This is a genomic window from Desulfuromonas acetexigens (genome assembly GCF_900111775.1).
GTDB lineage: Bacteria > Desulfobacterota > Desulfuromonadia > Desulfuromonadales > Trichloromonadaceae > Trichloromonas > Trichloromonas acetexigens.
In genome coordinates this window covers 447,430-471,365 of the sequence record NZ_FOJJ01000001.1, presented here as the reverse complement: position 1 = coordinate 471,365, position 23,936 = coordinate 447,430, and the positions used below count along the sequence as shown (strand labels likewise).

Sequence of the window (23,936 nt, the reverse complement as noted above, 5' to 3'; positions counted from 1 at the left end):
AACCGGCTACCTGTGGAGGCGATCATGACCGATCTCTGGGACGAGCGCAAGAAGGCCCTCGAAAATCAGTACTTCTACAAGGAAGAACAAGAGAAGATCGAGAAGCTCAGGCAGGAAACCCGTGAGCAGCTCATCCGTTCCCACTGCCGCAATCGCTGCCCCAAGTGCGGTGACGAAATCCAGCCCATGACCTTCCGCGACGTCCCCCTCGACAAATGCCCCGGCTGCGGCGGCATCTGGCTCGGCCCCAAGGACCTGAAAACCCTCGCGGAAAAGGATCACCGCACTTGGTTCGACAAGTGGTTCGGCGAGGAGAAGGAATGAGAGGGGGGAATAAAATTCTTGAGGATTCACGCGGGGCGCTTCAGGCGCCCTGTTCTTTTTGGCAAGCGGCGCGGCCGGGGCAGTCGGGGCGTTGGCAGGGTTCGATGTGGATGGTGACGTCGGCGCCGAGGATCTCGGCTTCGATGCGCTTTTCCAGACGGTCGGCGATCTCGTGGGCTGCTTCCACGGTCAGGTGTTTGCAGATATTGAGGTGAAAATCCATGATCTTCTGGGAACCGGCCCGGCGGGTGCGTAGATTGTGGAAGTCGATCTTTTCACCGGGATAGTTCTCGATGATCTCGGTGATTTTCTGCCGGATCTCCTCGGGCAGTTTTTCGTCGAGGACATCGCGCAGCCCGTGGCGTAGGAGCTTGACCGCCTCGCTGATAATATAGAGACCGACGAGCAGGGAGAGGACCGGGTCGAGCCAGGGAATGTCGACGAACTGGATGATGACGAGGCCCGCGAGCAGGGCCAGGTTGGTGTAGACATCCATGGCGAAGTGCAGGGAATCGGCCTGCAGCGCCGAGGAGTCGGTTTGTCGGGCGATTCGCCGCAGATAGCGGGTGATGACGAGGGATGCCGCCGTGCTCACTAGCAGCACGGCGATACCGCCGCCCAGGGCGGTGAGTTCGGGGCCGGCGAGAAGGCGGCGCACCGACTCGAAGAGGATCCAGGCGCCGGAAAGGGTGATGACCAGCGACTGGATGATGGTGGCGAGGGTTTCGTATTTGCCGTGGCCGAAGGGGTGGGTCTGATCCGCCGGTTGGTCGGCCTGGCGGATGGCCAGGTAGTTGACCCCCGACATGAGGATGTCGAGGAGGCTGTCGACGGCCGAGGCGAGCACGGCCATGGAGCCGGTGAAAATGCCGGTGACAAGCTTGAGCAGCGCCAGGCCGGCGGCCGTGGCGATGGAGACGCGGGCGGCGCGCAGCTTGAGGCGGGCGTGATCCATGGCCGGGTTCAGTCTTTCAGAGGGCAGACGGCTTGCCAGGCGTCGTAGCCCTCTTTTTCAATGGCCCAGAAGCTGTCGATCCGGTCACGATAAAAGTCGAGTTCGGCGCAGGCCCCCTCGATGGTGGCGACCTGCTCGGCGCTCATCAGATCACGCTCGCGGCAGAAGGCGGCAAAGGCGAGAATCCCTTCGAGAATGCTGGTCAACTCGGCCAGGTTCGGTTCCATGTTGCGGATGATGTACCAGTGACCGGCGAAGCGACGGACCTGGACGGCGGTGAGGTCGAAGGGGCTGATCCGGAATTCGGGGATGAGGTATTCGCAGAGAAAATAGCTGACCCCGTAGCAGAGGCGGCTGGTCTCTTCGGCGGGCAGTTCGTGGGCCTCGACGAGATACAGGTAGCAACGGCGCAGCAACTCGTGACAGAGCTGGTCGGCACGAATTTCGTCGTCAAGGGTGGCGATGAGGTAGCTCTCCCGGTCGAGGCAGGGATCGGTCGACTTTGTTGCGCTGGACATGAAAACTCCTATTGAGGTTGGCGTTTCCTATTAGCATCCCGGTCGGCACCTGTCAAGGTTTTTGCGGGATGCGAGACGGTTGCGAGCACCCCGGAAAGAGTTTACACCGTCCATGGCCTCTGCTAACATGCCCAAGATTAATATTAGCCGGCAAAGTCGGGGAGACGTCTCGGCTTTGTTGGCGCTTCAAGCAAGGCGAGGTTGATAGCGGTATGTCCGGCAGCACCCCCATGATGCGGCAGTACCTGGAAATCAAAGAGCAATATCCTGACGCCATCCTCTTTTTTCGCCTCGGCGATTTCTACGAAATGTTCCTCGACGACGCCGTTACCGCCTCCCGCGTCCTCGACATCACCCTGACCTCCCGCAACAAGGGGGCGGCCGAGGAAGTCCCCCTCTGCGGCATTCCCTATCACAGCTGTCAGCCCTATATCGCCCGCCTGGTGGAACAGGGCTACAAGGTTGCCATCTGTGAGCAGGTGGAAGATCCCAAGGCGGCCAAGGGGATCGTCCGCCGCGAGGTAGTGCGCGTCGTCTCCCCCGGCTTGGTGGTCGACACCGACACCCTCGAACCCAAGGAAAACAACTATCTGCTCGCCGTCGCCGCGGGCCGCCCGGGTCGTTTCGGCCTGGCTGTGGTCGATATCACCACCGGTGAGTTCAGCTTGACGGAAGTCTCCGAGCCGGAAGGCCTGCGCGGCGAACTGCTTCGCTTCAATCCCCGGGAGGTGCTGCTGGCGACGGGGGAAGAAGGGGAGGCGCTGCGCAAGGAGTTGGCCGGGATTCTCGACGGCCGCCGCGTCGAATGGCTTCCCGACTGGGTGCTGGCTCCCGACCGGGCGGAGGGAGCCCTGCGCGCCGCCTTCGATGACGCCCCCCTGGAAGCCTTCGGCTGTGCCGGATTGACCGGGGCGATCCGCGCCGCCGGCGCCGTTCTCTACTATCTGGAAGAAACGCAAAAAGGGCTTCTGCCCCATCTGCGTCCGCCGACCACGAGCCAGGGCGGCGATTTCATGGTGATCGACGAGGCGACCCGCCGCAACCTGGAGTTGACCGCCACTCTCCACGACGGGCGGCGCAAGGGTTCGCTCCTCGGTGTGCTCGACCGCACCGTCACCGCCATGGGCGGGCGTCTGCTCAAGCACTGGATCAACCAGCCGCTGCTGCGTATCGAGCCGATTCAGGCGCGGCATGAAGCTGTGGCGGAACTGGTCGAGAGAAGCCTGCTCCGTGACGAGTTGCGCACGGCGCTGGACGGGGTTTACGATCTGGAGCGGCTCAACGGCAAGATTTCCATGGCTCACGCCAACGCCAAAGATCTGACGGCGCTGCGCGCTTCCCTCGAGCGGCTGCCCGGGCTTGTCGAGCTGCTCGCCGAGTGCGAAAGCCCGCGTCTGATCGAACTGCGACGGAATATCGATCCCCTGGAAGAACTCTGTGCCCTCATCGCCGCCGGCATTGTCGACGATCCGCCTTTTGTTCTGCGCGACGGGGGGATCATCCGCGATGGTTTCAATGCCGAACTGGACGAACTGCGCGCCGTCAGCCGGGAAGGGAAGGGCTGGATCGCCCGCCTGGAGAGCCAAGAGAAGGAGCGTACCGGCATTTCTTCGCTGAAGGTGCGCTTCAACAAGGTCTTCGGTTATTACATCGAAATCACCCGCAGCCATCTTGCCCGGGTGCCGGAGGACTACCAGCGGCGTCAGACCCTGGCCAACGCCGAGCGTTACATCACCCCCGCTCTGAAAGAGTACGAGGAGAAGGTGCTGGGGGCCGAGGAGCGTCTGACCCAGCTCGAATTTGATCTCTTCCAGGGACTTCGCCGGCAGGTGGCGGCTGAAGGGGCGCGCATCCAGGCGACCGCCGCCGCCCTTGCCGAGCTCGATGTTTTTACGGCGCTGGCCGAGCTGGCTCATGAGCGCGATTACGTTCGGCCGGAGATGGATGAAAGCGGCGATCTGGAGATCCGCGAGGGGCGGCATCCGGTGATCGAGGCGATGAGCCTTTCCGAACGATTTGTTGCCAACGACCTGCTCATGGACACCCGCGAAAACCAGATTCTGATCATCACCGGCCCGAACATGGCGGGCAAGTCGACCTTCATGCGCCAGGTGGCGCTGATCGTGTTGATGGCGCAGATGGGCAGCCTGGTGCCGGCTGGGTCCGCCCGCATCGGCGTGGTCGACCGCATCTTCACCCGGGTCGGGGCGAGCGACAACCTGGCCCGTGGCCAGTCGACTTTTATGGTGGAAATGACCGAGGCGGCCAATATCCTCCGTCATGCTACCCCCCGCAGCCTCATTGTCCTCGACGAGATCGGTCGCGGCACCTCGACCTTCGACGGTCTCAGCATCGCCTGGGCGGTGGCCGAATACCTTCACGACGTTCCCGAGGTGGCGGCCAAGACCCTCTTCGCCACCCATTATCACGAACTGATCGATCTCGCCCTGACCCGGGAGCGGGTGCGGAACTACAACATCGCCGTCAAGGAATGGAACGAGCAGATCATCTTTCTGCGCAAGATCGTCAAGGGCGGTGCCAGCCATTCCTACGGTATCCAGGTCGCCCGCCTCGCCGGACTCCCCCGGGAAGTCATCGACCGCGCCCGCGAGGTGTTGAAAAATCTCGAATCGGGGGAATTTGAAGGGGAAGGGGAACCGCGTCTGGCCCGGGGCAAGGGTCGGAAAAAGGCCGCCGCCTCCCCCCAGCTTTCCCTTTTCGAGAGTGCCGCCGACCCCCTGCGGCAACGGCTGGCGGAACTCGACGTCCAGTGTCTGACTCCCTTACAGGCTTTGAATCTTCTCGATGAACTTAAAGCCCTGGTGTAAATCATGAGATCTGTCTTTTTCGCTTTTTTGCTTTGTTTTTTCCTGCTTCCCGCGCCGGTCTTCGGCGATGCCTCCGAGGCGGCCTACGGCAAGGCCAAGGACGGCTATACCCGGCTCGTCAATTCCCCTCAGAAAAAGCTTCATCGCGACCAATGGGAGCCGGTGATCAAAGCCTTCGCGGCGGTGGCGGAAAATCATCCGCAAGGCACCCGCAGCGCCGACGGGCTCTTCATGGCGGCGCGGGCTACCCGTGAGCTCTACGATGTCTCCCGCAATCCCGGGGATGCTGGCGCCGCCGTGCGCCTCTTTGAGCGGGTGGCGGAAAACCATCCGGCATCGTCGCTGGCCGACGACGCCCTTTTCGCCGCCGGTGTCATTTACGAAACCCTGCTTGAACAGAAGGATTTGGCCTACCTCCGCTATCAGGCGGTGGTCGAGCGCTATCCCGAAGGCGATATGCTTTCCCAGGCACGCAGCCGGGCGGTGGCGCTGATCGCCTTCGCGCCGCCGCCATCGGCGACGCCCCCCCCCGCACCGGCCCCCCCCGCACCGGCCCCGCCGGCACCGGCCCCGCCGGCACCGGCCCCGCCGGCACCGGCCCCGCCGGCACCGGCCCCGCCCGTGGCGGTCGCCACGGAGATGTTGGCGGAACCTCCCGCGCCCGATTCCGCCGGGAGCGTTGCCGCCACCCCGTCCGCCGTGCTACCGGCCGCCGGGGAGGCTTTGTTGACCGGGGTGCGCTACTGGTCCAAGCCCGGCTATACCCGCATCGTCGTCGATCTGGAGGGAACTCCGGAATTTACCGCCAACGTGCTGCCCGCCGATACCACGTCCGGTATGCCGCCGCGCATCTATCTCGATATCAAAAAGGTCCGGCCGGCGGCAAACCTGACGGAGAACATGCAGGTCGACGATGGCCTGCTGCGTCAGGTGCGCGCCGCCCGTTTCGATCCGACAACCATGCGCGTTGTCCTCGATCTGGTCGCCTACCACAGCTACAAGACCTTCACCCTGCCCGATCCCTATCGTATTGTGGTCGATGTCTACGGTGACGAAAAAGCGGTGCTGAGCGCCGCTCCGGAAGCGGAACTGCGCGCCGCTCCGCCGGCGGAAAAGAAACCGATTCCCCCGCCGGCGAAGATTCCGGCGGCGGTCGCGAAGAAGCCGGTGGAGGTTCCGCGCAAGGCGTCCATCTCCGGTCCGGCGGCGGGGCTGCGGCGTATCGTCGTCGATGCCGGTCACGGCGGCAAGGATCCCGGCGCCATCGGCCCTTCGGGGCTCCAGGAAAAAAACATCACCCTGGCCATGGCCAAGCTGCTCAAGACCGAATTGGAGCGGGAATTGGGTTGCCAAGTCATTCTGACCCGCGACCGCGACGTCTTTATCCCCCTGGAGGAGCGCACCGCCATCGCCAACAAGGTCGGCGCCGATCTCTTCATCTCCGTCCATGCCAACGCCAGCCACAACAAGAGCGCCTACGGGGTGGAGACCTATTATCTGAACTTTTCCAAGAACGACAAGGCCGCCGCCGTCGCCGCCCGGGAAAATGGTATCTCCCTCAAACAGGTCGGCGATCTCGAACTGATCCTCTTCGATCTCATGGCCAATGCCAAGATCAACGAATCGAGCCGCCTGGCGGCGGAAATCCAGAATTCCCTGGTTCGTGACCTGAAGCGGGAATATCCCGATGTTCGTGATCTGGGGGTGAAGCAGGGCCCCTTCTACGTCCTGGTCGGCGCCACCATGCCCTCGGTGCTGGTGGAAGCGGCCTTTATCAGCCACAAGCGGGAAGAAACCCGTCTGGCCAGCCGTGAGTTTCAACTGCAGACCAGCGCCGCGATCGTCAAGGGGGTGCTTAACTACGCCTCGGCTCTCAAACAGGTGGCCGGAAAATGACTCTTGATCCCACTGAGCGCACGGAACCCTTCTTTTCCCGGGAATTGCTGACCGACCCGGCCATCCCTTACGAGGAGCGCCGCCAGTTGCTCCTTGCCGCCGGGCGCGCCTATCTCGATCATCATTGTCCGCGCATCCGCGCGAAACATGAGGGGGGCGCCTCGGGGCGGCAGGTCGTCGGCAGCCTTACGTCGATGACCGATACCCTGTTGCGCAACCTCTATCGCAGCATTCTCGCCGACGTGCCGTCGGCCCAAGTCGGTGCCTGCGCGCTGATTGCCATCGGCGGCTACGGCCGGGGTGAACTCAACCCCCATTCGGACATCGACCTGATGTTCTATTACAGCGGCAAGGATCGGTCTTTCGCCGAACTCCTCTCCGAACGCTTCCTCTACCTGCTCTGGGATCTCGGTCTGCCCCCTGGCCACAGTGTCCGCACCGAGCAGGACTGCCTCGACATGGCGGCCCAGGATGTCACGGCACGGACGGCCCTGCTCGATTCCCGCTTCCTCGTCGGCGACGAGGAACTCTATGGCGAATACGAGCGCAAGGTCTATCAGAAGGTGCTCAGTCAGAACAGCCGCGCCTTTATCGAAGAGAAACTTCAGGAAAACGAACGGCGTCTGCGCAAGTACGGTTCCTCCGTCTACCTGCTCGAACCCAACATCAAAGAGGGGGAGGGGGGACTGCGCGATCTACAGACCGTCCTCTGGGTGGCGCGGGTCAAGTTCAAGGCCCGATCCCTGCGCGATCTGATTATCAAAGGGGTGATCAGTGAGCAGGAGGGGGAGGCCTACGAGGCGGCCCTCGATTATCTCTGGCGGGTGCGCAACGAACTCCATTACCTGTCGCCGCGCAAGAACGAGCAGCTGCATTTCGACAAGCAGGAAAAGCTCGCCCGCTTTTTCGGCTTCAAGGATGGCCGCAAGGGGCTGGCGGTGGAGCAGTTCATGCAGGATTTCTACGCTCACGCCACCGAGACGGAGCACATCGCCTCCAGCCTGCTCGGCAAGGCGGTGCGCGGCAGCGAACCGAAAACCGGGATCTTCGGCTACTTCACCCGGCGCGCCGTCGAACCCGGTTTTTTCATCCTGCACGGCGAACTGCAGGTGAGTCAGGGGGATATCTTCGCAAAGGAGCCGGCGCGAATGATGCGCGCCTTTCTCCTTTCCCAGCGCCACGGGGTCAAGCTCAGTGTCACCGTCAAGGCGCTGATCCGTGAAAACCTCGAGCATATCAATGACCGGGTGCGACGGAGCCGGGCGATCAACGAGGATTTTCTCGAAATCCTGCGCCATCCCCAGGGTTTGGTGGCGACCCTCAAGGACATGCACCACCTGCAGTTCCTCAACCGCTTTATCCCCGAATTTGGGCGGATCTTCTGCAAGGTGCAGTACGACGCCTATCACATCTACACGGTCGATGTGCACAGCCTCTTCGCCGTGGAAGAGATCGCCAAGCTCTGGCTCGGCGAATACCGGGAGACGGCGCCCCTGCTGACCAAGGTAGCCGGCGATATCGAAAAACGCGGGCTGTTGCTCTTGGCGGTGCTGCTGCACGACATCGGCAAGGGGGAAGGGCGGGATCACTGCAACAAGGGGGCCGACATGATTCCGACCCTCGCCCGGCGCATGGGCCTGAACAAGGAGGACAGCGCCCGCCTTGAATTTCTCGTGCGTCGTCATCTCGACATGTCCCATATCGCCCAGCGCCGCGACCTGCACGACGACAAGCTGATCATGCAGTTCGCCCAGACCATGGGGATGAGCGAAAACCTCAATATGCTCTACCTGCTGACCTTCGCCGACCTGCGGGCGGTCGGCCCCGACGTTTGGTCCGACTGGAAGGGCTTTCTGCTCAAGGAGCTCTACGAGAAGACCTATCAGGTGCTGGAGCGGGGCAACTTCCAGCTCGAACAGCGCTCGGAAAAGGTCCGCAACCGTAAGCGCAAGGTGGTGGGCCTTCTGGAGGATGAATTCGGCAAGCGCGTTGTGCAGGATGCCTTGAAGGAAATGTCGACCCGCTACGTTCTTTCCAACCGTTCGGCGGTCATCGCCGAGCATCTGCGCCTCGCCTTCAGCCGAAAGAACCGCACCCTGGCGCTGAAGGTGGAGCAGGAGCCCGAGGGCAGCTATACCCAGCTCTCCATTTCGACCCTCGATATCCCCGGGCTTTTCTCCAAAATCGCCGGGGTTCTGGCCGCCAACGGCATCAACATCCTCGGTGCCCAGATCAACACCTTTAACAACGGTATCGCCATCGACGTCTTGCAGGTCAGCGGTGCCGCCGGTGATCTGGTGGAAAATGACGACAAATGGCGCAAGGTCGAGGAGGAGCTGGAGACGGTCATCCAAGGACGGATACGGGTCGACGAACTGGTGCGCAAGCGCCACCGCTCGAACCTGCCTCCCTCCCGTCCCCGGCCCAAGTTCAACAACCGGGTGGAGATCGACAATGACGTTTCCGACGAGTACACCGTTATCGACATCTACGCCCAGGACCGGGTCGGGGTGCTCTATCAGATCACCAAGGCCCTCAAGGAACTGGGGCTTTACATCGGCGTCTCGAAGATCTCCACCAAGGTCGATCAGGTTTCCGACACCTTCTATGTGCAGGATATCTTCGGTCACAAGGTGACCACCCCGGAGAAACTGGAGGAAATTCGCGCACGGCTGCTGGAAGGGCTGGAGGAGTTGGCTGCGGAAGAAAAAGCGTCCGCCTAGGCCATGGACGCCCGTCTCGATCAATTTCTCAACCTGCTGCTGGTGGAAAAGGGGCTTTCCGCCCACACTCTCGACGCCTACGGCCGGGATCTCGCCCGCTACCTGGAGTTTCTCGCCGGCTCCGGCATCCACACCCCCGAGGCGGTGACACCGACGGCGATCCTCGGCTATCTCGGGCATTTGCGGGAAAGCGGGCTGGCGCCGCGCAGTCGGGCGCGCAAGCTCACCGCCGTGCGTATGTTCCACAAGTTTCTCTTCGCCGAGGGGGTGACGGCGACCAATCCCGCCGCGCTCATCGCATCCCCGAAAGCCCCACGCCTCCTCCCCCATGCCCTCTCGCCCGCCGAGGTCGAGCGCCTGCTCGCCGCGCCGACGGGGATCGCGCCCCGCGATCGGCGTGACCGGGCGATGCTGGAAGTGCTCTATGCCACCGGCCTGCGGGTCTCCGAGTTGGTCGGTCTGCGCCTTTCCGATCTGCAACTCGATGTAGGTTATGTGCGGGTCTTCGGCAAGGGGAGCAAGCAGCGCATCGTTCCCCTCGGCGAGATGGCGAGTGACGAGCTGCGCCTCTATCTGGCCGACGCCCGCCCACTGTTGGCGGGGAAGGGGAGTGACCCCCGGATTTTTCTCAACCGTGCCGGCAAAGGGTTGACACGGCAGGGCTTCTGGAAGATTATTAAGCGCCGCGCCGCCGAGGCCGGGATTATCAAGGATATTTCCCCCCATACCCTGCGCCATTCCTTCGCCACCCATCTGCTGGAAAACGGAGCGGATCTGCGCTCGGTGCAGACCCTGCTCGGTCATGTGGACATTTCCACTACCCAGATCTACACCCAGGTGACCCGGGAACGCTTGCGCCGGATTCACGAGCGACATCATCCCCGGGGCTGATCCATGGCCAGGCCGGAAAACCATCTCATCACGAGGAGATCATGAAATATATCGTTTTATTAGGGGACGGCATGGCCGATGAACCCCTGGAGGAGCTCTCCGGACGGACCCCCTTGGAACATGCCAACACCCCGAACATGGACGCTTTGGCCCAAAAGGGAGAGATCGGTCTGATGGAAACCGTTCCCCAGGGCTTTCATCCCGGCAGTGACGTTGCCAACCTCTCTGTCTTCGGCTACGATCCCGCGACCTGCTACAGCGGCCGTTCGCCCCTCGAAGCGGCAAGCATGGGAGTGGAGCTGGGCCCTGAAGACGTCGCCTTTCGTCTCAATCTGGTGACGCTGCTCCCCCATTACGGCAAGCTTTACATGGAGGACTTCTCCGCCGGGCATATCACCACCGCCGAGGCGCGGGAACTGATCGCCTCCCTGCAGGAAGAGCTGGGCGGCGACGAGTTTCACTTTTATCCTGGGGTTTCCTACCGGCATCTGATGGTCTGGAAGGGGGGCAAGGACAAACTGACCTTCACTCCACCCCACGATCTCACCCACCAGAGTATCGAGGACCACCTGCCCAGGGGAGAAGGGGCTGAGATCCTCATCAATCTGATGACTTCGTCGCAGATGCTCTTCAAGGGGCACCCGGTCAACGACCGGCGGATGGACGCCGATCTCGCCCCGGCCAACTCCATCTGGCTCTGGGGACACGGGCGCGCCCCGCGTATGGAGACGATGAAGGAGAAATTCGGGGTCAACGGCGCGGTCATCTCCGCCGTCGACCTGATCAAAGGCATCGGCGTCTGCGCCGGGCTTGATATCATCGATGTTCCCGGCGCCACCGGCTATCTCGACACCAATTATCGGGGCAAGGCCGAGGCCGCCCTGGAAGCGCTTAAAACCCGGGATTTTGTCTACCTGCATGTGGAGGCGCCGGACGAAGCCGCCCATTCCGGAAATCTGCAAGACAAGATCGCCGCTATCGAGGCCTTCGACGAGCTGGTGGTCGGCACGGTGTTGGCCGGGCTGCCGGCTCTGGGCGACCACCGGGTGCTGGTGCTCCCCGATCATCCCACCCCGGTGCGCAAAATGACCCACACCCTCGATCCCGTCCCCTATATCCTCTTCGGCTCGGCCGGAGAGTTTCCGCCGGTGGGGAAAGTCGCGGGTTATAGTGAAAAGGCCGCCCACTCCACCGGCCTGCACTTGCGCGAAGGGCACGCCATGATGCGCCGTCTGCTCGGCTGACTTGAATTTACTGCAAGGTTGCGCCAGGGGCGGTCCACACGGTCGGATCGCCCCTTTGTTTCATCCGGCCATAGGTTGCCAGGGAGTTTTTCATTGACGCCCGAGGGGGTGTTTGTTAATTTCAAAAACTTGATTGAAACGCCAAGATTTGTCGTTATCTAAAGTGGTTTGCGTTCGAAAAGGATAGCCATCGTGCCAAAAGTTGTAATCGATGAACTGCGCTGCAAGGGTTGCGGACTCTGCACCACCGCCTGCCCCTACGGCCTGATCCACATGAGTGACAAGCTCAACCGCCAGGGCTTCCTGCCGGCGGTCATCAGCGACGAGGATCAGGAAAAATGCGTCTCTTGCGCCATGTGCGCCCGGATCTGTCCGGATGTGGCCATTACCATCTTCAAGAAAGTCAACATCGCCTGATATTCTCAGCGCGCTCCGCACCTCGCCAAATAGACGCGGGAGGCCGGAACGTTTGGAGGTCGTTTTGCAGAAACGTCTGTTGGTCAAAGGCAACGAAGCCGTCGCCATGGGGGCCATCGAAGCGGGCTGCCGTTTTTATTTCGGCTATCCCATCACCCCCCAGAGCGACATTCCCGAATACATCTCCCGCGAGTTTCCCAAGGTCGGTGGCACCTTCATCCAGGCCGAGAGTGAAATCGCCTCGATCAACATGCTGCTCGGCGCCAGCGCTTGCGGGCAGCGGGCGATGACCTCCTCTTCCAGCCCCGGCATCTCCCTCAAACAGGAGGGAATTTCCTACATGGCGGGGAGCGAGTTGCCCGGGTTGATCGTCAACATCGCCCGCAGCGGTCCCGGCCTTGGCGGCATCGACGCCTCCCAGTCCGACTACTTTCAGGCGGTGAAGGGTGGCGGTCACGGCGGTTATCACACCATCGTCCTCGCGCCGAATTCGGTGCAGGAGATGTACGATCTGACCATGCTCGCCTTCGATCTGTCCGATCGCTACCGGGTCCCGGCCATGCTGCTGGGCGATTCGGTGCTCGGGCAGATGAAAGAGGCGCTGATTCCCCATCCTTACGTTGCTCCCGCCGATCTCCCGGCCAAGGACTGGGCCGTTTCCGGCAAGGACGGCCGCGCCCAGCGGGTGGTTAAATCCCTCTACCTTGGCGACGGTGAGCTCGAAGCCCACAACTGGAAGCTGCACCGCAAGTATCAGGAGCTGCGCGAGCGGGAAGTGCGCTGCGAAACCGCCGGCCTCGATGATGCCAAGCTGCTGGTGACCGCCTTCGGCGTGACCGCACGCATTGCCAAAACCGCCATTCGCATGGCCCGCGAAGAGGGGCTCAAGGTCGGTCTGCTGCGCCCCATCACCCTCTTCCCCTTCCCGGATCGGGCCTTCGCCGACGCCACCGCGCGCGCTAAGCGGGTGCTCTGTTTCGAGCTCAACACCGGACAGATGGTGGAGGATGTGCGCCTTTCCGTAGCCCGCGATGCCGATGTCTTTTTCTACGGCCGCCCGCCGGGAGCCGGCTCCCTGCCGACCCCGGAAGAGCTTCTCGCCCAGATTCGAAAGCACTACAAGGATTGATCATGTCGAGCGCCCTGCAACAGGTATTCGCCCATCCCGTATCCCTCAAGGATGTTCAGACCCATTTCTGCCCCGGCTGCCAGCACGGCACCATCCACCGGCTGGTCGCCGAGGCGATGGACCACTTCGGCGTGCAGGAGAAGACCATCGGCGTCGCTTCCGTGGGCTGCAGCGTCTTTCTCTACGGCTACTTCGACATCGACGTGGTCGAAGCACCCCACGGTCGCGCGCCGGCGGTGGCGACCGGCGTCAAGCGCGCCTGCCCGGACAAGGTTGTCTTCACCTATCAGGGGGACGGCGATCTGGCGGCCATCGGCACCAGCGAAATCATTCACGCCGCCAACCGGGGGGAGGGGATGACGGTCATTTTCGTCAACAATACCACCTACGGCATGACCGGCGGGCAGATGGCGCCGACCACCTTACCGAGCCAGAAAACCTCCACTTCCCCTTATGGTCGTAACGTCGCCAACGACGGCTATCCGATCCGCATGGCCGAACTGCTCGCCCAACTCGAAGGGGTGGCTTACAGTGCCCGGGTGGCGGTCAATACGCCGAAAAACGTGGTGCAGGCCGGACGGGTCATCAAACAGGCCTTTGAGACCCAGATCCAGGGGCGGGGCTTTTCCTTCGTCGAAGTGCTCTCGGCCTGCCCGACCAACTGGGGGATGGATCCCCTCAAAGCCAATGCCCGCATTGGTGAGGAGATGATCCCCTATTTCCCCCTGGCGATCTTCAAGGATACAAGCGCCGCCTGAATCGGGCGCGCTGATGGAGAAGACAATGAATCATGAGGTTTTCATGGCCGGTTTCGGCGGCCAGGGCATTCTGCTGATCGGCAACCTGCTGGCCTACGCAGCCATCCGCGAGGGGCGCAACACCTCTTATTTCCCCGCCTACGGTGTCGAGAAGCGGGGCGGAGCGGCGACCTGCACGGTGGTGGTCGCCGACGGTGAAGTCGGTTCGCCGGTCATCGGCAATCCCGGCGCCGCCATTCTGCTCAATCCACTCTCCATGGAGAAATACTTCGGCCGGGTGCGGGCCGGTGGGTTGTGCATCGTCAACAGCTCCCTGATCGAAGAGAGTGGGGATGGCCGTTCCGACCTGCGGGTGCTGCGTCTGCCCCTCAACGAACTGGCCCTCGAAATCGGCGATGCCCGGCTGCTCAACATGATCGCCATCGGCGCGTACGCCGAACTGACCGGCGCCGTCTCCCTCGATGCCCTCAAGGCGGCGCTGACCGACGCCTTGCCGGAGCGCAACCATCGCTTCATCCCCCTCAATGTTCAAGCCATCGATCTCGGTGCCGCCCGTGCTCGCGCGGCGGTCGGCGCGACCGTCTGAGTCTTTGCTTCCGTCTTTTCGCTTAAGCCCGTAAAGGTCGGCGTCATGCCCAAGGTTGAATTTGTCAAGCTGAAGAAGCCCGAAAAAGCCCTGCATCTGTGTGAGTTGGCCGAGGAGTTCTTCACTTCCGGGGAGCGGGTGCTGATTATGGTGCAGGACGACAACCAGGCGGTGACCCTCGACCGTTTCATGTGGACCTGGAAAAAGGGTTCTTTTCTTCCCCACGCCTTCGACAACGGCGCCGTCGACTGCCTCGACGAGCCGGTGGTGATCACCGTCGAGGAGCACAATCCCAACGGCGCGCGGGTGCTGATCATGGGCAATCCCGCTTCCTTTCAATTCGTCCGGCAGTTCGAGCGGATCATCGATTTCGCCGAAGTTCACGACGATGATCTGGCGGAGGCGGCCCGCCGTCGATTCGCCCGTTTCCGGGAGGCCGGCTTTGCCCCGTCCATGCGTTAACCGGGGCGGGTTAGAGAGTCTGTTACGGGTGGCCGTCAGGGTGGCGGCGGAGCGGGAAATCCCTCTTACCGAAGGTCTGACGACGGCGCTGGACTGTTGGCGGGCGCGGCCCGGCGAGATCTTCACCCTGGTCGATGGGGCAGGCGATTTCCATCGCGCCCGATTGCACGACGATGAGGGCCGACGCGTCCTCATTCCTTTCCAGAAGTTTTCCGTCCCCCCTGAAAGTCCTGTGGAAATCGTCGTTTATCAGGCCCTGCCGGAAAAGGAGCGCTTCGAGCTGGTGCTGCAGAAACTCACTGAAATTGGCGTCCGCCGCATCGTCCCCTATGTCTCGCGGCGTTCCGCGACCCTTGACGAGCGCGATGCCGCGCAGAAAAAGTCCCATCGCTGGCCCGAGGTGCTGCGCCGCGCCGCCTATCAGTGCCGCCGGGGAATGCTCCCGGAACTGGCGCCGGTTCTTGACTGGTCCGAAGTACTGGCCGAATGCGCCGAGAGCGAGCTGCGGCTGATGTTTTACGAAGGGGCGGCGGGTTGGACCCTCAAGGAAGCGCTGCGCGGTCAACGGCCGGAACGTATTGCACTGCTGGTCGGTCCTGAGGGGGGCTTCACTCCCGAAGAGGCCGCCCAGGCGCAAGGGGCGGGGATTTTGCCGGTGAGTCTCGGCGGGCGGATCCTACGCACGGAGACGGCGGCCATCGTCGGCGCGGCCCTCGTCCAATACGCCCTGGGAGATTTGGGATGAAGGATGCCGCCATGAACCTCAGCCGGGTCGCCGTGGTGCTGGTCGAACCCCAGGGCGCGCTGAATATCGGTTCGGTCTGCCGGGCGATGATGAATTTCGGTTTTGCCGATCTCCGCTTGGTCAATCCCAGCGCCGATCACTTCTCCGACGAAGCCCGGCGCATGGCGGTCAAGGCCGGCGGTCTCCTGGAGTCGGCGCGAATTTTCGGCGATCTCCCCTCGGCCGTGGCCGATTGTCACCTTTGTCTCGGCACCACCCGCCGCTTCGGCAAGTATCGGGAGGACTTCCTCCATCCCGACGAGGCCGCGCGGGAGTTGCTCCCCCTGACCGAAAAGGGTCGGGTCGCCTTGGTCTTCGGCCGCGAGGATAGCGGCTTGCTGACGGCGGAACTCGATCTCTGCCAGCGTTTCATCACCATCCCTACTGCCGATGCCCTACCGTCCATGAACCTCGCCCAGGCTGTCTCCCTTTGCCTCTATGAAACGGCCAAGACCTTCGGCGAGCTGGAAGGTCGCCAACATGGGCGCAAGAAACTCGCCGAGAACCGCACCCTGGAGGGACTCTACGCGCACGTGCGTCGCACACTGCTCGATATCGAATTTCTCGACGCCCAGAATCCCGAGCACATTCTCCGTTCTTTCCGCCGCATCTTCGGCCGCGCCGGGCTTAACGACCGGGAAGTACGTATCCTCCACGGTCTCTTCAGCCGCATCGACTGGGTCGAGTCCGAGCGGCGGAAAGGGTAGGGAGCATGGCAACCACCCTGCGTCAGGAACAATTTGAAAACGGCGTGCGACTCGAATTCAAAGAGGATTCGAACCGCTATTTTGGTGATTACTACCGTCTGCGCATCGAAGTGCGCTGCCGGGTCGTAATCGATGCTGTGCTCTTTCCCGAGACCGCCGATCCCGCTGGAGAGGCCCGCCGCGTCCGGGGGTTGCTCGGCGAGGAGCTGACCTGGACCCGTCATCTGGAACGCATGGGCGTGGCTACGGCCGATCTTCCCGTCGTTCGCGCCGAACTTCTGGATTCCTTCGCGACCAGTGCCTACCCCTATCTGCGCAGCCCGGAATTTCCCCACCGTCTGCTGGCGGGGGAGCTGGAAAAACGCAAACAGGCCCGTCGTCCCTTTCGGTTGGTGAAATGATTAAACGTTTACGCATTGAGCGTCTCGCCTACGGCGGCGCCGGAATCGGCCGTCATGAGGGCAAGGCGATCTTCGTCCCCTGCACCGCGCCGGGCGATCTGGTGGATTGTCGCATCGTCCGCGAAAAGAAACGCTATGCCGAAGGGGAACTGGTCGCCCTGCTGGAGTCGGGTTGTGGACGGCGGTCGCCAGCCTGTCCGCTCTTCGGGCGCTGTGGCGGCTGTCAGTGGCAGCATCTGGACTATGGCGAACAGGCGCGCTGGAAGGAGGAGATCTTCCGCGACACCCTGGTCCGTCAGGTGAATGTTCCGCCGGATCTTGTTCTCCCGCTGGCGCAAGCCCCCGAGGAATGGGGCTATCGCAGCCGGGTGCAGTTCAAGTGCCGGCAGACCGAGGCGGGCCTGGTCATGGGCTTCTATAAAAGCGGCAGCCATTTCGTGATCGACGTGCCCCATTGCCCCATCGCCGCTCCGGCGGTCAACGGCGCGCTGAGGTATTTTCGCGAGTGGCTGGCGGCTTCCCCCTGCCCGGAGAAGATTCCCCAGGTGGACGTGGCGGTCGACGACGAAGAGCGGATTCGCGTCGTTGTGCATGTGCTTGACGGCCGGGAAGGGGAGTTGGCCGCCTATCTGCGCCCCTTGGCGGAAACGGCCGGTTATGCTCTCTTTCTCCAGAGTGGACGCAAGGATTCGTTGCGGGCCGTGACCGGCGCCGAGGATCTGTACATCCACCCCGAAACCGGCGGCGATCTGCGCCTGGCCTACGGGCCGGGGGGCTTCGCCCAGGTCAACCTGGCGCAGAACCGGCAACTGGTGGCAGAAGTCCTGGCCGCCCTCGGCGACGCGGCCCCGGGGCGGGTGCTCGATCTCTTCTGCGGCATGGGCAACTTTTCCTTGCCCCTGGCCCGTCGCGCCGGTGAGGTGGTCGGGGTGGAGGATTACGCCCCCTCCATCACCAAGGCCCGGGCGAACGCCGCCGACAACGGCCTGACCAATGCCTTTTTCCATGCTCGCCCGGCGGAAGGGGCGGCGGAATTCTTCAGTCGCGAGAAGCCCTTCGACCTGGTGCTGCTCGATCCTCCCCGCACCGGCGCTTATGCCGTGACCAGGGAACTGTCACAGCTGCGGCCTCCGCGCATTCTCTACGTCTCCTGCGATCCCCCGACCTTGGCCCGTGATCTCGTCCCACTGCTGCACGGCGGCTATCGCCTGGAATGGTCGCGCCCCTTCGATCTTTTCCCCCAGACCCATCACACCGAAAGCCTGACTTCCCTGCGCCTGAGTGCATAGAACATGATTTTTCATCGTCGGCTTTCGTCGATCAGGAAGCGTGGTATATTCCTTAATCCAGCGGTTAATCCCGGCCGTTGTTCTTCAGGGAGGGTCCCATGCCCCGTCGCTTCGCCCGTCTTTTTCTGATTTCGGCCCTGCTTCTTCTCTGCGCTTGCGCGAAACGCCCCTGGCCCGACCATCTGCTGGAAGTGGCCCCCGGACTAACCCTGGCGATCCAGATTCCGCCGGGACGGTGGCAGGCGTCCGATCAGCCCCCGGAATTTCTGGTGGCGGATATGATCGAACACCTTGCCCATGATCTCGAAGCACAGGGCAAGAAGGTGGATGAAGCCGCGCTTCAAGACTTCGCCACCAAACGCCTGGCGGCCAACGAGCACTTCATCTTTAATCCCGTCAGCGGCGCCCATCTCGATATCGATTTCAGCCCGTTAAGCGCCGGAGATATCGCCCCGTCACGGCGCATGGTTGCCGACTCGGCCCGTTTCGCGGCGGATAGTCTGATCGGTGAGGAAGGGGTGACGGAGGTCAACCATCGGGTACGGCGGGAACGGGTGCAGGGGGCCGATTATGCCTATAGCCTCGATGCCGCCTATCGCAAGCATGATGTCCCCACCCGTTTTTACGGCCTCATCGGTTTTGTCCGGGATAGCTGGTTCTTCTTTTATTTCACCGAATCGGGCAAGGACCCGGAGGATTATCCGGAGGCCCGCTGCATGTTGCGTTCGGCCCGACTGCTCCCCACCTCCTCCCGTTGAATGGCGGTTCGGTGCTTGCCTGAGAGGTCCGTTTCATGATAGCTTAACGCCTCTTTTGATCGTTATCCCCGATTTCAGACCCGAAGAGTCGACCTCCATGCGCTTACGGATCCCCGAACATCTGGCCATCATCATGGATGGCAACGGCCGCTGGGCCGAACGGCGGCATCTGCCGCGCATCGCCGGGCATCATCGCGGCGTTGAGGCAGTACGGGAGGTCGTTTCGGAGTGCCGGACCCTGGGCGTCCGTTATCTGACCCTTTATGCCTTCAGCTCGGAAAACTGGGGCCGCCCCGAGGATGAGGTCAAGGCCCTGATGGGTTTGCTGGTGCGTTATCTGGCTTCGGAACTCAACGATCTCTGCGCCCGTTCCATCCGCTTCCGGGTCATTGGCGAGACCGACCGGCTCCCTGCCGAGGTGGCGCAGGTGCTGCGCGAGACGATGGAGCGGACCAAAGACAACACCAGCATGGTGCTGACCCTGGCGCTCTCCTACGGTTCGCGCAACGAAATGATCCGGGCTGTACGCTCCCTGGCCGGGGAGGTCGCGGCGGGACAGCTCACACCGGAGGCGATCGACGAAGAGCGCCTGAACTTGGCCCTGGATACGGCCGGCATGCCCGATCCCGATCTGCTCATCCGCACCAGCGGCGAGATGCGCATCAGCAACTTCCTGCTCTGGCAACTGGCCTACACGGAACTCTACTTCAGCGAGGAACTCTGGCCCGACTTCAGCCGCCAGAAGCTGCATGAAGCCTTTGCCGTCTTCGCCCGTCGTCAGCGCCGGTTCGGACTGACCTCGGCGCAGGTTGCCGACCAGGATGTCCATTCCGAGGAGAACTGCCATTAAACAACGTATTCTGACCGCGTTAATCTCCCTGCCGCTGCTGATTCTGTTTGTTTCCTATGCTCCGCCCTTCCTCTTCAATCTGCTGGTCATCGCGGTGGCCGGCCTGGGTCTGACGGAGTTCTATCGCATGGCTCTGCCCGGAGAACCGCCCCGGGAACGGAATCTGGCGGTCGCCGGCGGGGTCCTTTTGACCCTGGCCTTTGCCTTCAATCCGGCGGCGGCGGTGCCGGGACTGGCCCTCGCCACTCTGCTTTTCGCCTCCTTTCTGCTCTTTCGCTTCGGTGATCTGTCCTCGGTCATCCAACGGCTCGGCCTCTTTTTGCTCGGTCTGCTTTATCTGCCGTTGCTCTTCGGCCATCTGGCCTTGCTGCACGCCCTGCCTGAAGGCAAGTACTGGGTTTTTCTGGTGCTCTTCATCATCATGTGCTCCGATTCGGCGGCTTATTTTACCGGGGTGAGTCTGGGCAAGCGTAAGCTCTATCCGGCCATCAGCCCCAATAAGAGTGTCGAAGGCGCCCTGGGTGGATTGGTCGGCGGGGTCTTCGGCGCGTTGCTCTTCAAATTCTGGTTTTTTTCCTCCCTGGGGATTTTCGATGCGCTTTTGCTCGGGATCGTCCTTGGGGTTTGCGGTCAGGTCGGCGATCTCTTCGAATCGATGATCAAGCGCAGTTTCGGGGTTAAGGATTCCGGCTCCCTGTTGCCGGGACACGGGGGTATCCTCGATCGTCTCGACAGCCTGATCTTTGCCTTCGCGCCCGTTTACTACTATGCGCTCTGGTTTGGCCCGGGCGCTGGTGGCCCGGCATGAAGCGTCTGAGCATTCTCGGTTCCACCGGTTCCATCGGCGTCAGCACCCTCGAAATCGTCGCCGAACATCCCGACCGCTTCCGGGTGGTGGCCATGACCGCCGGACGCAACCTCGACCTGCTGCAAAAGCAGATCCGCCGTTTCCAGCCGCGCCTGGTGGCGGTGTTGAGCGCCGCCGATGCTGAGATTCTCAAGGACGCTCTCGGCGCCTCGGGGCCGACGATCGTATCCGGGATCGAGGGGCTGATCGCCTGCGCCTGTCACGAAGAAGCGGACATGGTCCTTTCGGCCATTGTCGGAGCCGCCGGACTGATCCCGACCATGGCCGCCATCGAAGCGGGCAAGGATGTCGCCCTGGCCAACAAGGAAACTCTGGTCACCGCCGGGTCCTTGGTGATGGCGGCGGTGGCGCGCAAAGGGGTGCGGCTTTTCCCCGTCGACAGCGAGCATTCGGCGATTTTCCAGTCGCTTATCGGCCACCGGCGCGGGGATGTGCGCCGCCTGATTCTCACCGCTTCGGGCGGTCCCTTTCGCAACCGCTCCCTGGCGGAGCTGCAACGGGTCACTCCGGCTGAAGCCCTGGCTCATCCCAACTGGAGCATGGGCCGCAAGATTTCCATCGATTCGGCGACCATGATGAACAAGGGGTTGGAGGTCATCGAGGCGCGCTGGCTCTTCGATCTGCCCGGCGAGCGGATTTCCGTGCATATCCACCCGCAGAGTGTGGTGCACTCCATGGTCGAGTATCAGGACGGGTCGGTCATCGCCCAACTCGGTATTCCCGACATGAAGGCGCCTATCGCCTACGCGCTCTCCTATCCGGAGCGGCTCCCCCTGAACCTCCCCCCCCTCGATCTCTGCCGGCTCGGTTCCCTCTCTTTCGAGCCGCCCGACGGCCACCGTTTTGCTTGCCTGGAACTGGCCTACGGTGCGCTCCGTGATGGGGGAAGCGCGCCCGCCGTGCTTAATGCCGCCAACGAAATGGCCGTCGAGGCCTTTCTGGCCGGGGAGATTTCTTTTCTGGCCATTCCTGAGATCATCCGCGCGACCCTCGCCAACCATCGTGTCCTGCCCCTCAATCATATCGATGAGGTCTTGCGGGCCGACCGCTGGGCCCGGGACGAGGCTCGCAAGTTGATCCATTCATCCGTTTAAACGGAGGTTTCATTCATGATTACCATCGCTGCCGGCATCATCATGCTCGGCATTCTCGTTTTCATCCATGAACTCGGTCATTTCGCCGTCGCCAAATTCTGCGGCGTCAAGGTACTCAAGTTTTCCCTGGGTTTCGGTCCCAAGCTGCTTGCCAAGCAGTGGGGGGAGACCGAATACCTGATCTGTGCCATTCCTTTGGGCGGCTATGTGCAGATGCTCGGGGAAGGAAGCGGGGAGGGGGGGGAAGATGGACCCTTGACCCCTGAAGAAGAGGCCCGCTCTTTCGCCCACAAGCCGGTATCGCGGCGGACCGCCATCGTCGCCGCCGGGCCGTTGATGAATCTGCTCTTGCCTTTTCTGGTCCTGCCTGTGGCCTATATGGTCGGGGTCAATCTGCCGTCCTTCCTCGACGAGCCCCCCTGTGTCGGTTACGTGGTGGCCGACAGCCCCGGGTCGCGCGCCGGTTTTGTCGCCGGCGACTGTATCGAGGCGATCAACGGCGAGTCGGTGGCGAACTGGACGGATACCGGACCCCTGTTGATCGCCAATGCCGGTTCCGCCCTCGAGTTTTCCCTGCGGCGGAACGGGGAGTTGGCGACGGTGAGTATTTCCCCCGAGGAGAGCGCCTTGGAAGGGCTGCAGTCCCTTGGCCTGCTTCCTCCCCAGGAGGCGGTGATCGGCGGTCTGGCGCCGGGGATGCCGGCGTTGGCGGCGGGGATGGAAGTGGGAGACCGCATCCTCGCCATCGACGGGACGCCGATCCGTTCCTGGTACGACCTTCGCGGGGCAGTGCAGCAGGGCGGAGGGCAAGCCCAAACCTTCGATCTGCAACGGGGTGAGCGGACCCTCAGCCTGTCGATCAAGCCGGTGCGGGACGAAGCCAACGGCGAGGCGTACCTAGTCGGCATCAGCCCGCTCCAGGAGAGCGTCTTCAAGCGTTTCGGTCCGCTGGAGTCGATCAAGGCGGGAGCACAACGGACGGTGGAGTTGATCGAGCTGACCCTGGTCTTCATCCAGAAGATGTTTACCGGCCATGTTTCCACCAAGAGCATCGGCGGCCCCATCACCGTGGTACAGATCGCCGGACAGGCGGCTCAGACCGATCTCTCCAGTATCCTTACGGTCCTCGCTTTTCTCAGCATCCAGTTGGGGATTCTCAACCTGCTGCCGATTCCCATTCTTGACGGTGGCCATCTTTTCTTCAATTTTTACGAGTTCGTCTTTCGCCGTCCTCTCTCTCTGCGCGCCCGCGAGGTCATGCAGCAGGTCGGCTTGGTGCTGCTGATTTCCCTGATGATCCTGGCTTTCTACAACGACATCATGCGTATTTTCCTCGGGGGACAGTGATGACCGAGCGGTTGTTGCTGGTCGACACCGCGACCCCGACGGGAAGCGTCGCCGTCAGCCAGGGTGAAAAACTGCTCGGGGAGATTGTTTTGAGTGGCCCCGCCAATCATACCGACCATCTGCTCGGAAATATCGACGAGTTGTTGCGAGGTGTGGGGCTTGCTATTGGTGATATGGACGGTTTCGGCGTGGTTCTGGGCCCCGGTTCCTTCACCGGCCTACGGGTTGGCGTGGCGACGATCAAGGGTCTGGCGCTGGCGACCGGTAAGCCGGTGGTCGGCGTTACTTCCCTGACCGCCTTGGCCTGGCGGCTACCTTTTGCCGCCCTGCCGGTCTGTCCTCTGCTCGATGCGCGCAAAGGGGAGGTTTACGCGGCCCTTTACCAATGGATTGGCGAAGAATTTTCACCCCTTCTGTCCCCTTGCGTCTTGCCGCCCGACCGCTGGCTGGAGCGGCTTTCCAATGACGTCCTCTTCATTGGCGACGGCGCGCAAAGCTACCGGAGGCTGATCGAGGAACGTCTGGGCGAAAGCGCCCATTTCGCCCCCTGGCCGGCCCATGCCTGCCGGGCGTCGAATGGCCTCGGCCCGGCCCTGCAGATGCTGCGCCGTGGCGAATATATCCCACTTGAAGGCCTGATCCCCACTTACATTCGTCCTTCCGAGGCGGAACTGGCGGAGATCGGTCGCTATAGGGGATAAAACCGGGCCGCGATGGATAGAATGTTGACAACAAAAAATCCATTGGTTATTTTAAAATTGTGTTTTCGCCCTATGTTAACCCTTGATCGGGAGGTGTTCCATGGAGGAAAAAGGTCAGCCGCAGCAGGATCTGGTCCAGCAACTGTTTGACGGAAATCCCCGGTTCCGACTCCTGTACGAAGAGCATTTGTTGCTGGAAAAAGAACTGGAAAAACTGGACCAGAAAGCCTATTTGACCCCCGACGAAGAACTGGAAAGAAAAAAGGTGCAAAAACTTAAACTGGCTGGTAAGGATGAAATGGAAGCTATTCTCAGCCAATTCCGTCAGTAACCGCTTTTTCGCGCGTTAAGTCCGGAAAAGGGTTCGGGCCTCTGGCTCGGACCCTTTCCTGTATCAAAGGGTGTT

General features: G+C 62.1%; 24 protein-coding genes. 22 read left to right on the top strand and 2 right to left on the bottom strand.

All coding sequences use genetic code 11. The features are described 5' to 3' along the window. Positions 1-24 precede the first annotated feature (24 nt). On the top strand, positions 25-324 hold the full coding sequence (locus BQ4888_RS02240) for a zf-TFIIB domain-containing protein (protein WP_092053089.1): 300 nt from the start codon (positions 25-27) through the stop codon (positions 322-324). 40 nt (positions 325-364) lie between these two features. Here the strand turns inward: BQ4888_RS02240 and BQ4888_RS02235 are convergent, their stop codons facing one another. Together BQ4888_RS02235 and BQ4888_RS02230 are read right to left on the bottom strand one after the other, a co-directional pair. Then, the gene (locus BQ4888_RS02235) at positions 365-1,279 is read right to left on the bottom strand and encodes a cation diffusion facilitator family transporter (RefSeq protein ID WP_092053087.1); all 915 of its coding nucleotides are present in this window, start codon (positions 1,277-1,279) and stop codon (positions 365-367) included. 8 nt (positions 1,280-1,287) lie between these two features. Then, positions 1,288-1,797: a hypothetical protein gene (locus BQ4888_RS02230; protein WP_092053068.1), complete on the bottom strand. Its 510-nt coding sequence runs from the start codon at positions 1,795-1,797 to the stop codon at positions 1,288-1,290. 212 nt (positions 1,798-2,009) lie between these two features. Between BQ4888_RS02230 and mutS the strand changes: the two genes are divergently transcribed. The 21 genes from mutS (at position 2,010) to BQ4888_RS02115 (ending at position 23,861) form a co-directional block, all read left to right on the top strand. Then, positions 2,010-4,625: a DNA mismatch repair protein MutS gene (gene mutS, locus BQ4888_RS02225; RefSeq protein ID WP_092053065.1), complete on the top strand. Its 2,616-nt coding sequence runs from the start codon at positions 2,010-2,012 to the stop codon at positions 4,623-4,625. A 3-nt stretch (positions 4,626-4,628) separates the two neighbouring features. After that, positions 4,629-6,521, top strand: coding sequence for an N-acetylmuramoyl-L-alanine amidase (locus tag BQ4888_RS02210; protein ID WP_170232768.1), 1,893 nt, complete (start codon positions 4,629-4,631; stop codon positions 6,519-6,521). Then, the gene (gene glnD, locus BQ4888_RS02205; protein WP_092053057.1) at positions 6,518-9,244 is read left to right on the top strand and encodes a [protein-PII] uridylyltransferase; all 2,727 of its coding nucleotides are present in this window, start codon (positions 6,518-6,520) and stop codon (positions 9,242-9,244) included. Before BQ4888_RS02210 ends, glnD begins: the two co-directional genes overlap by 4 nt. A gap of 3 nt (positions 9,245-9,247) precedes the next feature. Then, positions 9,248-10,135 carry a site-specific tyrosine recombinase XerD gene (gene xerD, locus BQ4888_RS02200; RefSeq protein WP_092053055.1) on the top strand — a complete coding sequence of 296 codons (888 nt, stop codon included), beginning with the start codon at positions 9,248-9,250 and terminating at the stop codon, positions 10,133-10,135. A gap of 41 nt (positions 10,136-10,176) precedes the next feature. Next, positions 10,177-11,379, top strand: a complete 1,203-nt coding sequence (locus BQ4888_RS02195; protein ID WP_092053052.1) for a cofactor-independent phosphoglycerate mutase — start codon at positions 10,177-10,179, stop codon at positions 11,377-11,379. Positions 11,380-11,571: 192 nt separating this feature from the next. Further along, a complete protein-coding gene (locus BQ4888_RS02190) occupies positions 11,572-11,796 on the top strand; it encodes a 4Fe-4S dicluster domain-containing protein (protein ID WP_092053049.1) in 225 nt (74 codons plus the stop codon). A 64-nt stretch (positions 11,797-11,860) separates the two neighbouring features. Beyond that, positions 11,861-12,925 (top strand): 3-methyl-2-oxobutanoate dehydrogenase subunit VorB, encoded by a 1,065-nt coding sequence (locus tag BQ4888_RS02185; protein ID WP_092053446.1) that lies wholly within the window; start codon positions 11,861-11,863, stop codon positions 12,923-12,925. Positions 12,926-12,939: 14 nt separating this feature from the next. After that, complete coding sequence (locus BQ4888_RS02180; RefSeq protein WP_092053449.1) at positions 12,940-13,683, top strand: thiamine pyrophosphate-dependent enzyme; 744 nt, start codon at positions 12,940-12,942, stop codon at positions 13,681-13,683. A 25-nt stretch (positions 13,684-13,708) separates the two neighbouring features. Next, entirely contained in the window at positions 13,709-14,269 is a 561-nt protein-coding gene (locus BQ4888_RS02175) for a 2-oxoacid:ferredoxin oxidoreductase subunit gamma family protein (RefSeq protein ID WP_092053047.1), read from the top strand. Between the two features lie 45 nt (positions 14,270-14,314). After that, complete coding sequence (locus BQ4888_RS02170; RefSeq protein WP_092053044.1) at positions 14,315-14,731, top strand: DNA polymerase III subunit chi; 417 nt, start codon at positions 14,315-14,317, stop codon at positions 14,729-14,731. Beyond that, positions 14,712-15,476 (top strand): RsmE family RNA methyltransferase, encoded by a 765-nt coding sequence (locus BQ4888_RS02165; protein ID WP_170232767.1) that lies wholly within the window; start codon positions 14,712-14,714, stop codon positions 15,474-15,476. The genes BQ4888_RS02170 and BQ4888_RS02165 overlap by 20 nt, the downstream gene beginning before the upstream one ends. Further along, on the top strand, positions 15,473-16,222 hold the full coding sequence (locus BQ4888_RS02160; RefSeq protein ID WP_240746291.1) for an RNA methyltransferase: 750 nt from the start codon (positions 15,473-15,475) through the stop codon (positions 16,220-16,222). Before BQ4888_RS02165 ends, BQ4888_RS02160 begins: the two co-directional genes overlap by 4 nt. Positions 16,223-16,227: 5 nt before the next feature. Beyond that, positions 16,228-16,623 (top strand): hypothetical protein, encoded by a 396-nt coding sequence (locus tag BQ4888_RS02155; protein WP_092053039.1) that lies wholly within the window; start codon positions 16,228-16,230, stop codon positions 16,621-16,623. Continuing rightward, the gene (locus BQ4888_RS02150; RefSeq protein WP_092053037.1) at positions 16,620-17,912 is read left to right on the top strand and encodes a class I SAM-dependent RNA methyltransferase; all 1,293 of its coding nucleotides are present in this window, start codon (positions 16,620-16,622) and stop codon (positions 17,910-17,912) included. The genes BQ4888_RS02155 and BQ4888_RS02150 overlap by 4 nt, the downstream gene beginning before the upstream one ends. A 98-nt stretch (positions 17,913-18,010) precedes the next feature. Further along, positions 18,011-18,670, top strand: a complete 660-nt coding sequence (locus BQ4888_RS02145; protein ID WP_092053034.1) for a hypothetical protein — start codon at positions 18,011-18,013, stop codon at positions 18,668-18,670. A 97-nt stretch (positions 18,671-18,767) separates the two neighbouring features. Further along, positions 18,768-19,520 (top strand): undecaprenyl pyrophosphate synthase, encoded by a 753-nt coding sequence (gene uppS / locus BQ4888_RS02140; RefSeq protein ID WP_092053031.1) that lies wholly within the window; start codon positions 18,768-18,770, stop codon positions 19,518-19,520. Continuing rightward, on the top strand, positions 19,492-20,328 hold the full coding sequence (locus BQ4888_RS02135) for a phosphatidate cytidylyltransferase (RefSeq protein WP_092053029.1): 837 nt from the start codon (positions 19,492-19,494) through the stop codon (positions 20,326-20,328). Before uppS ends, BQ4888_RS02135 begins: the two co-directional genes overlap by 29 nt. Then, complete coding sequence (locus BQ4888_RS02130) at positions 20,325-21,482, top strand: 1-deoxy-D-xylulose-5-phosphate reductoisomerase (protein WP_092053026.1); 1,158 nt, start codon at positions 20,325-20,327, stop codon at positions 21,480-21,482. Before BQ4888_RS02135 ends, BQ4888_RS02130 begins: the two co-directional genes overlap by 4 nt. Before the next feature lie 15 nt (positions 21,483-21,497). After that, positions 21,498-22,829, top strand: coding sequence for an RIP metalloprotease RseP (gene rseP / locus BQ4888_RS02125; RefSeq protein ID WP_092053023.1), 1,332 nt, complete (start codon positions 21,498-21,500; stop codon positions 22,827-22,829). Beyond that, positions 22,829-23,530, top strand: coding sequence for a tRNA (adenosine(37)-N6)-threonylcarbamoyltransferase complex dimerization subunit type 1 TsaB (gene tsaB, locus BQ4888_RS02120; protein ID WP_092053022.1), 702 nt, complete (start codon positions 22,829-22,831; stop codon positions 23,528-23,530). Before rseP ends, tsaB begins: the two co-directional genes overlap by 1 nt. Positions 23,531-23,630: 100 nt before the next feature. Next, positions 23,631-23,861 carry a DUF465 domain-containing protein gene (locus BQ4888_RS02115; protein WP_092053019.1) on the top strand — a complete coding sequence of 77 codons (231 nt, stop codon included), beginning with the start codon at positions 23,631-23,633 and terminating at the stop codon, positions 23,859-23,861. The last annotated feature ends 75 nt before the right edge of the window (positions 23,862-23,936 follow it).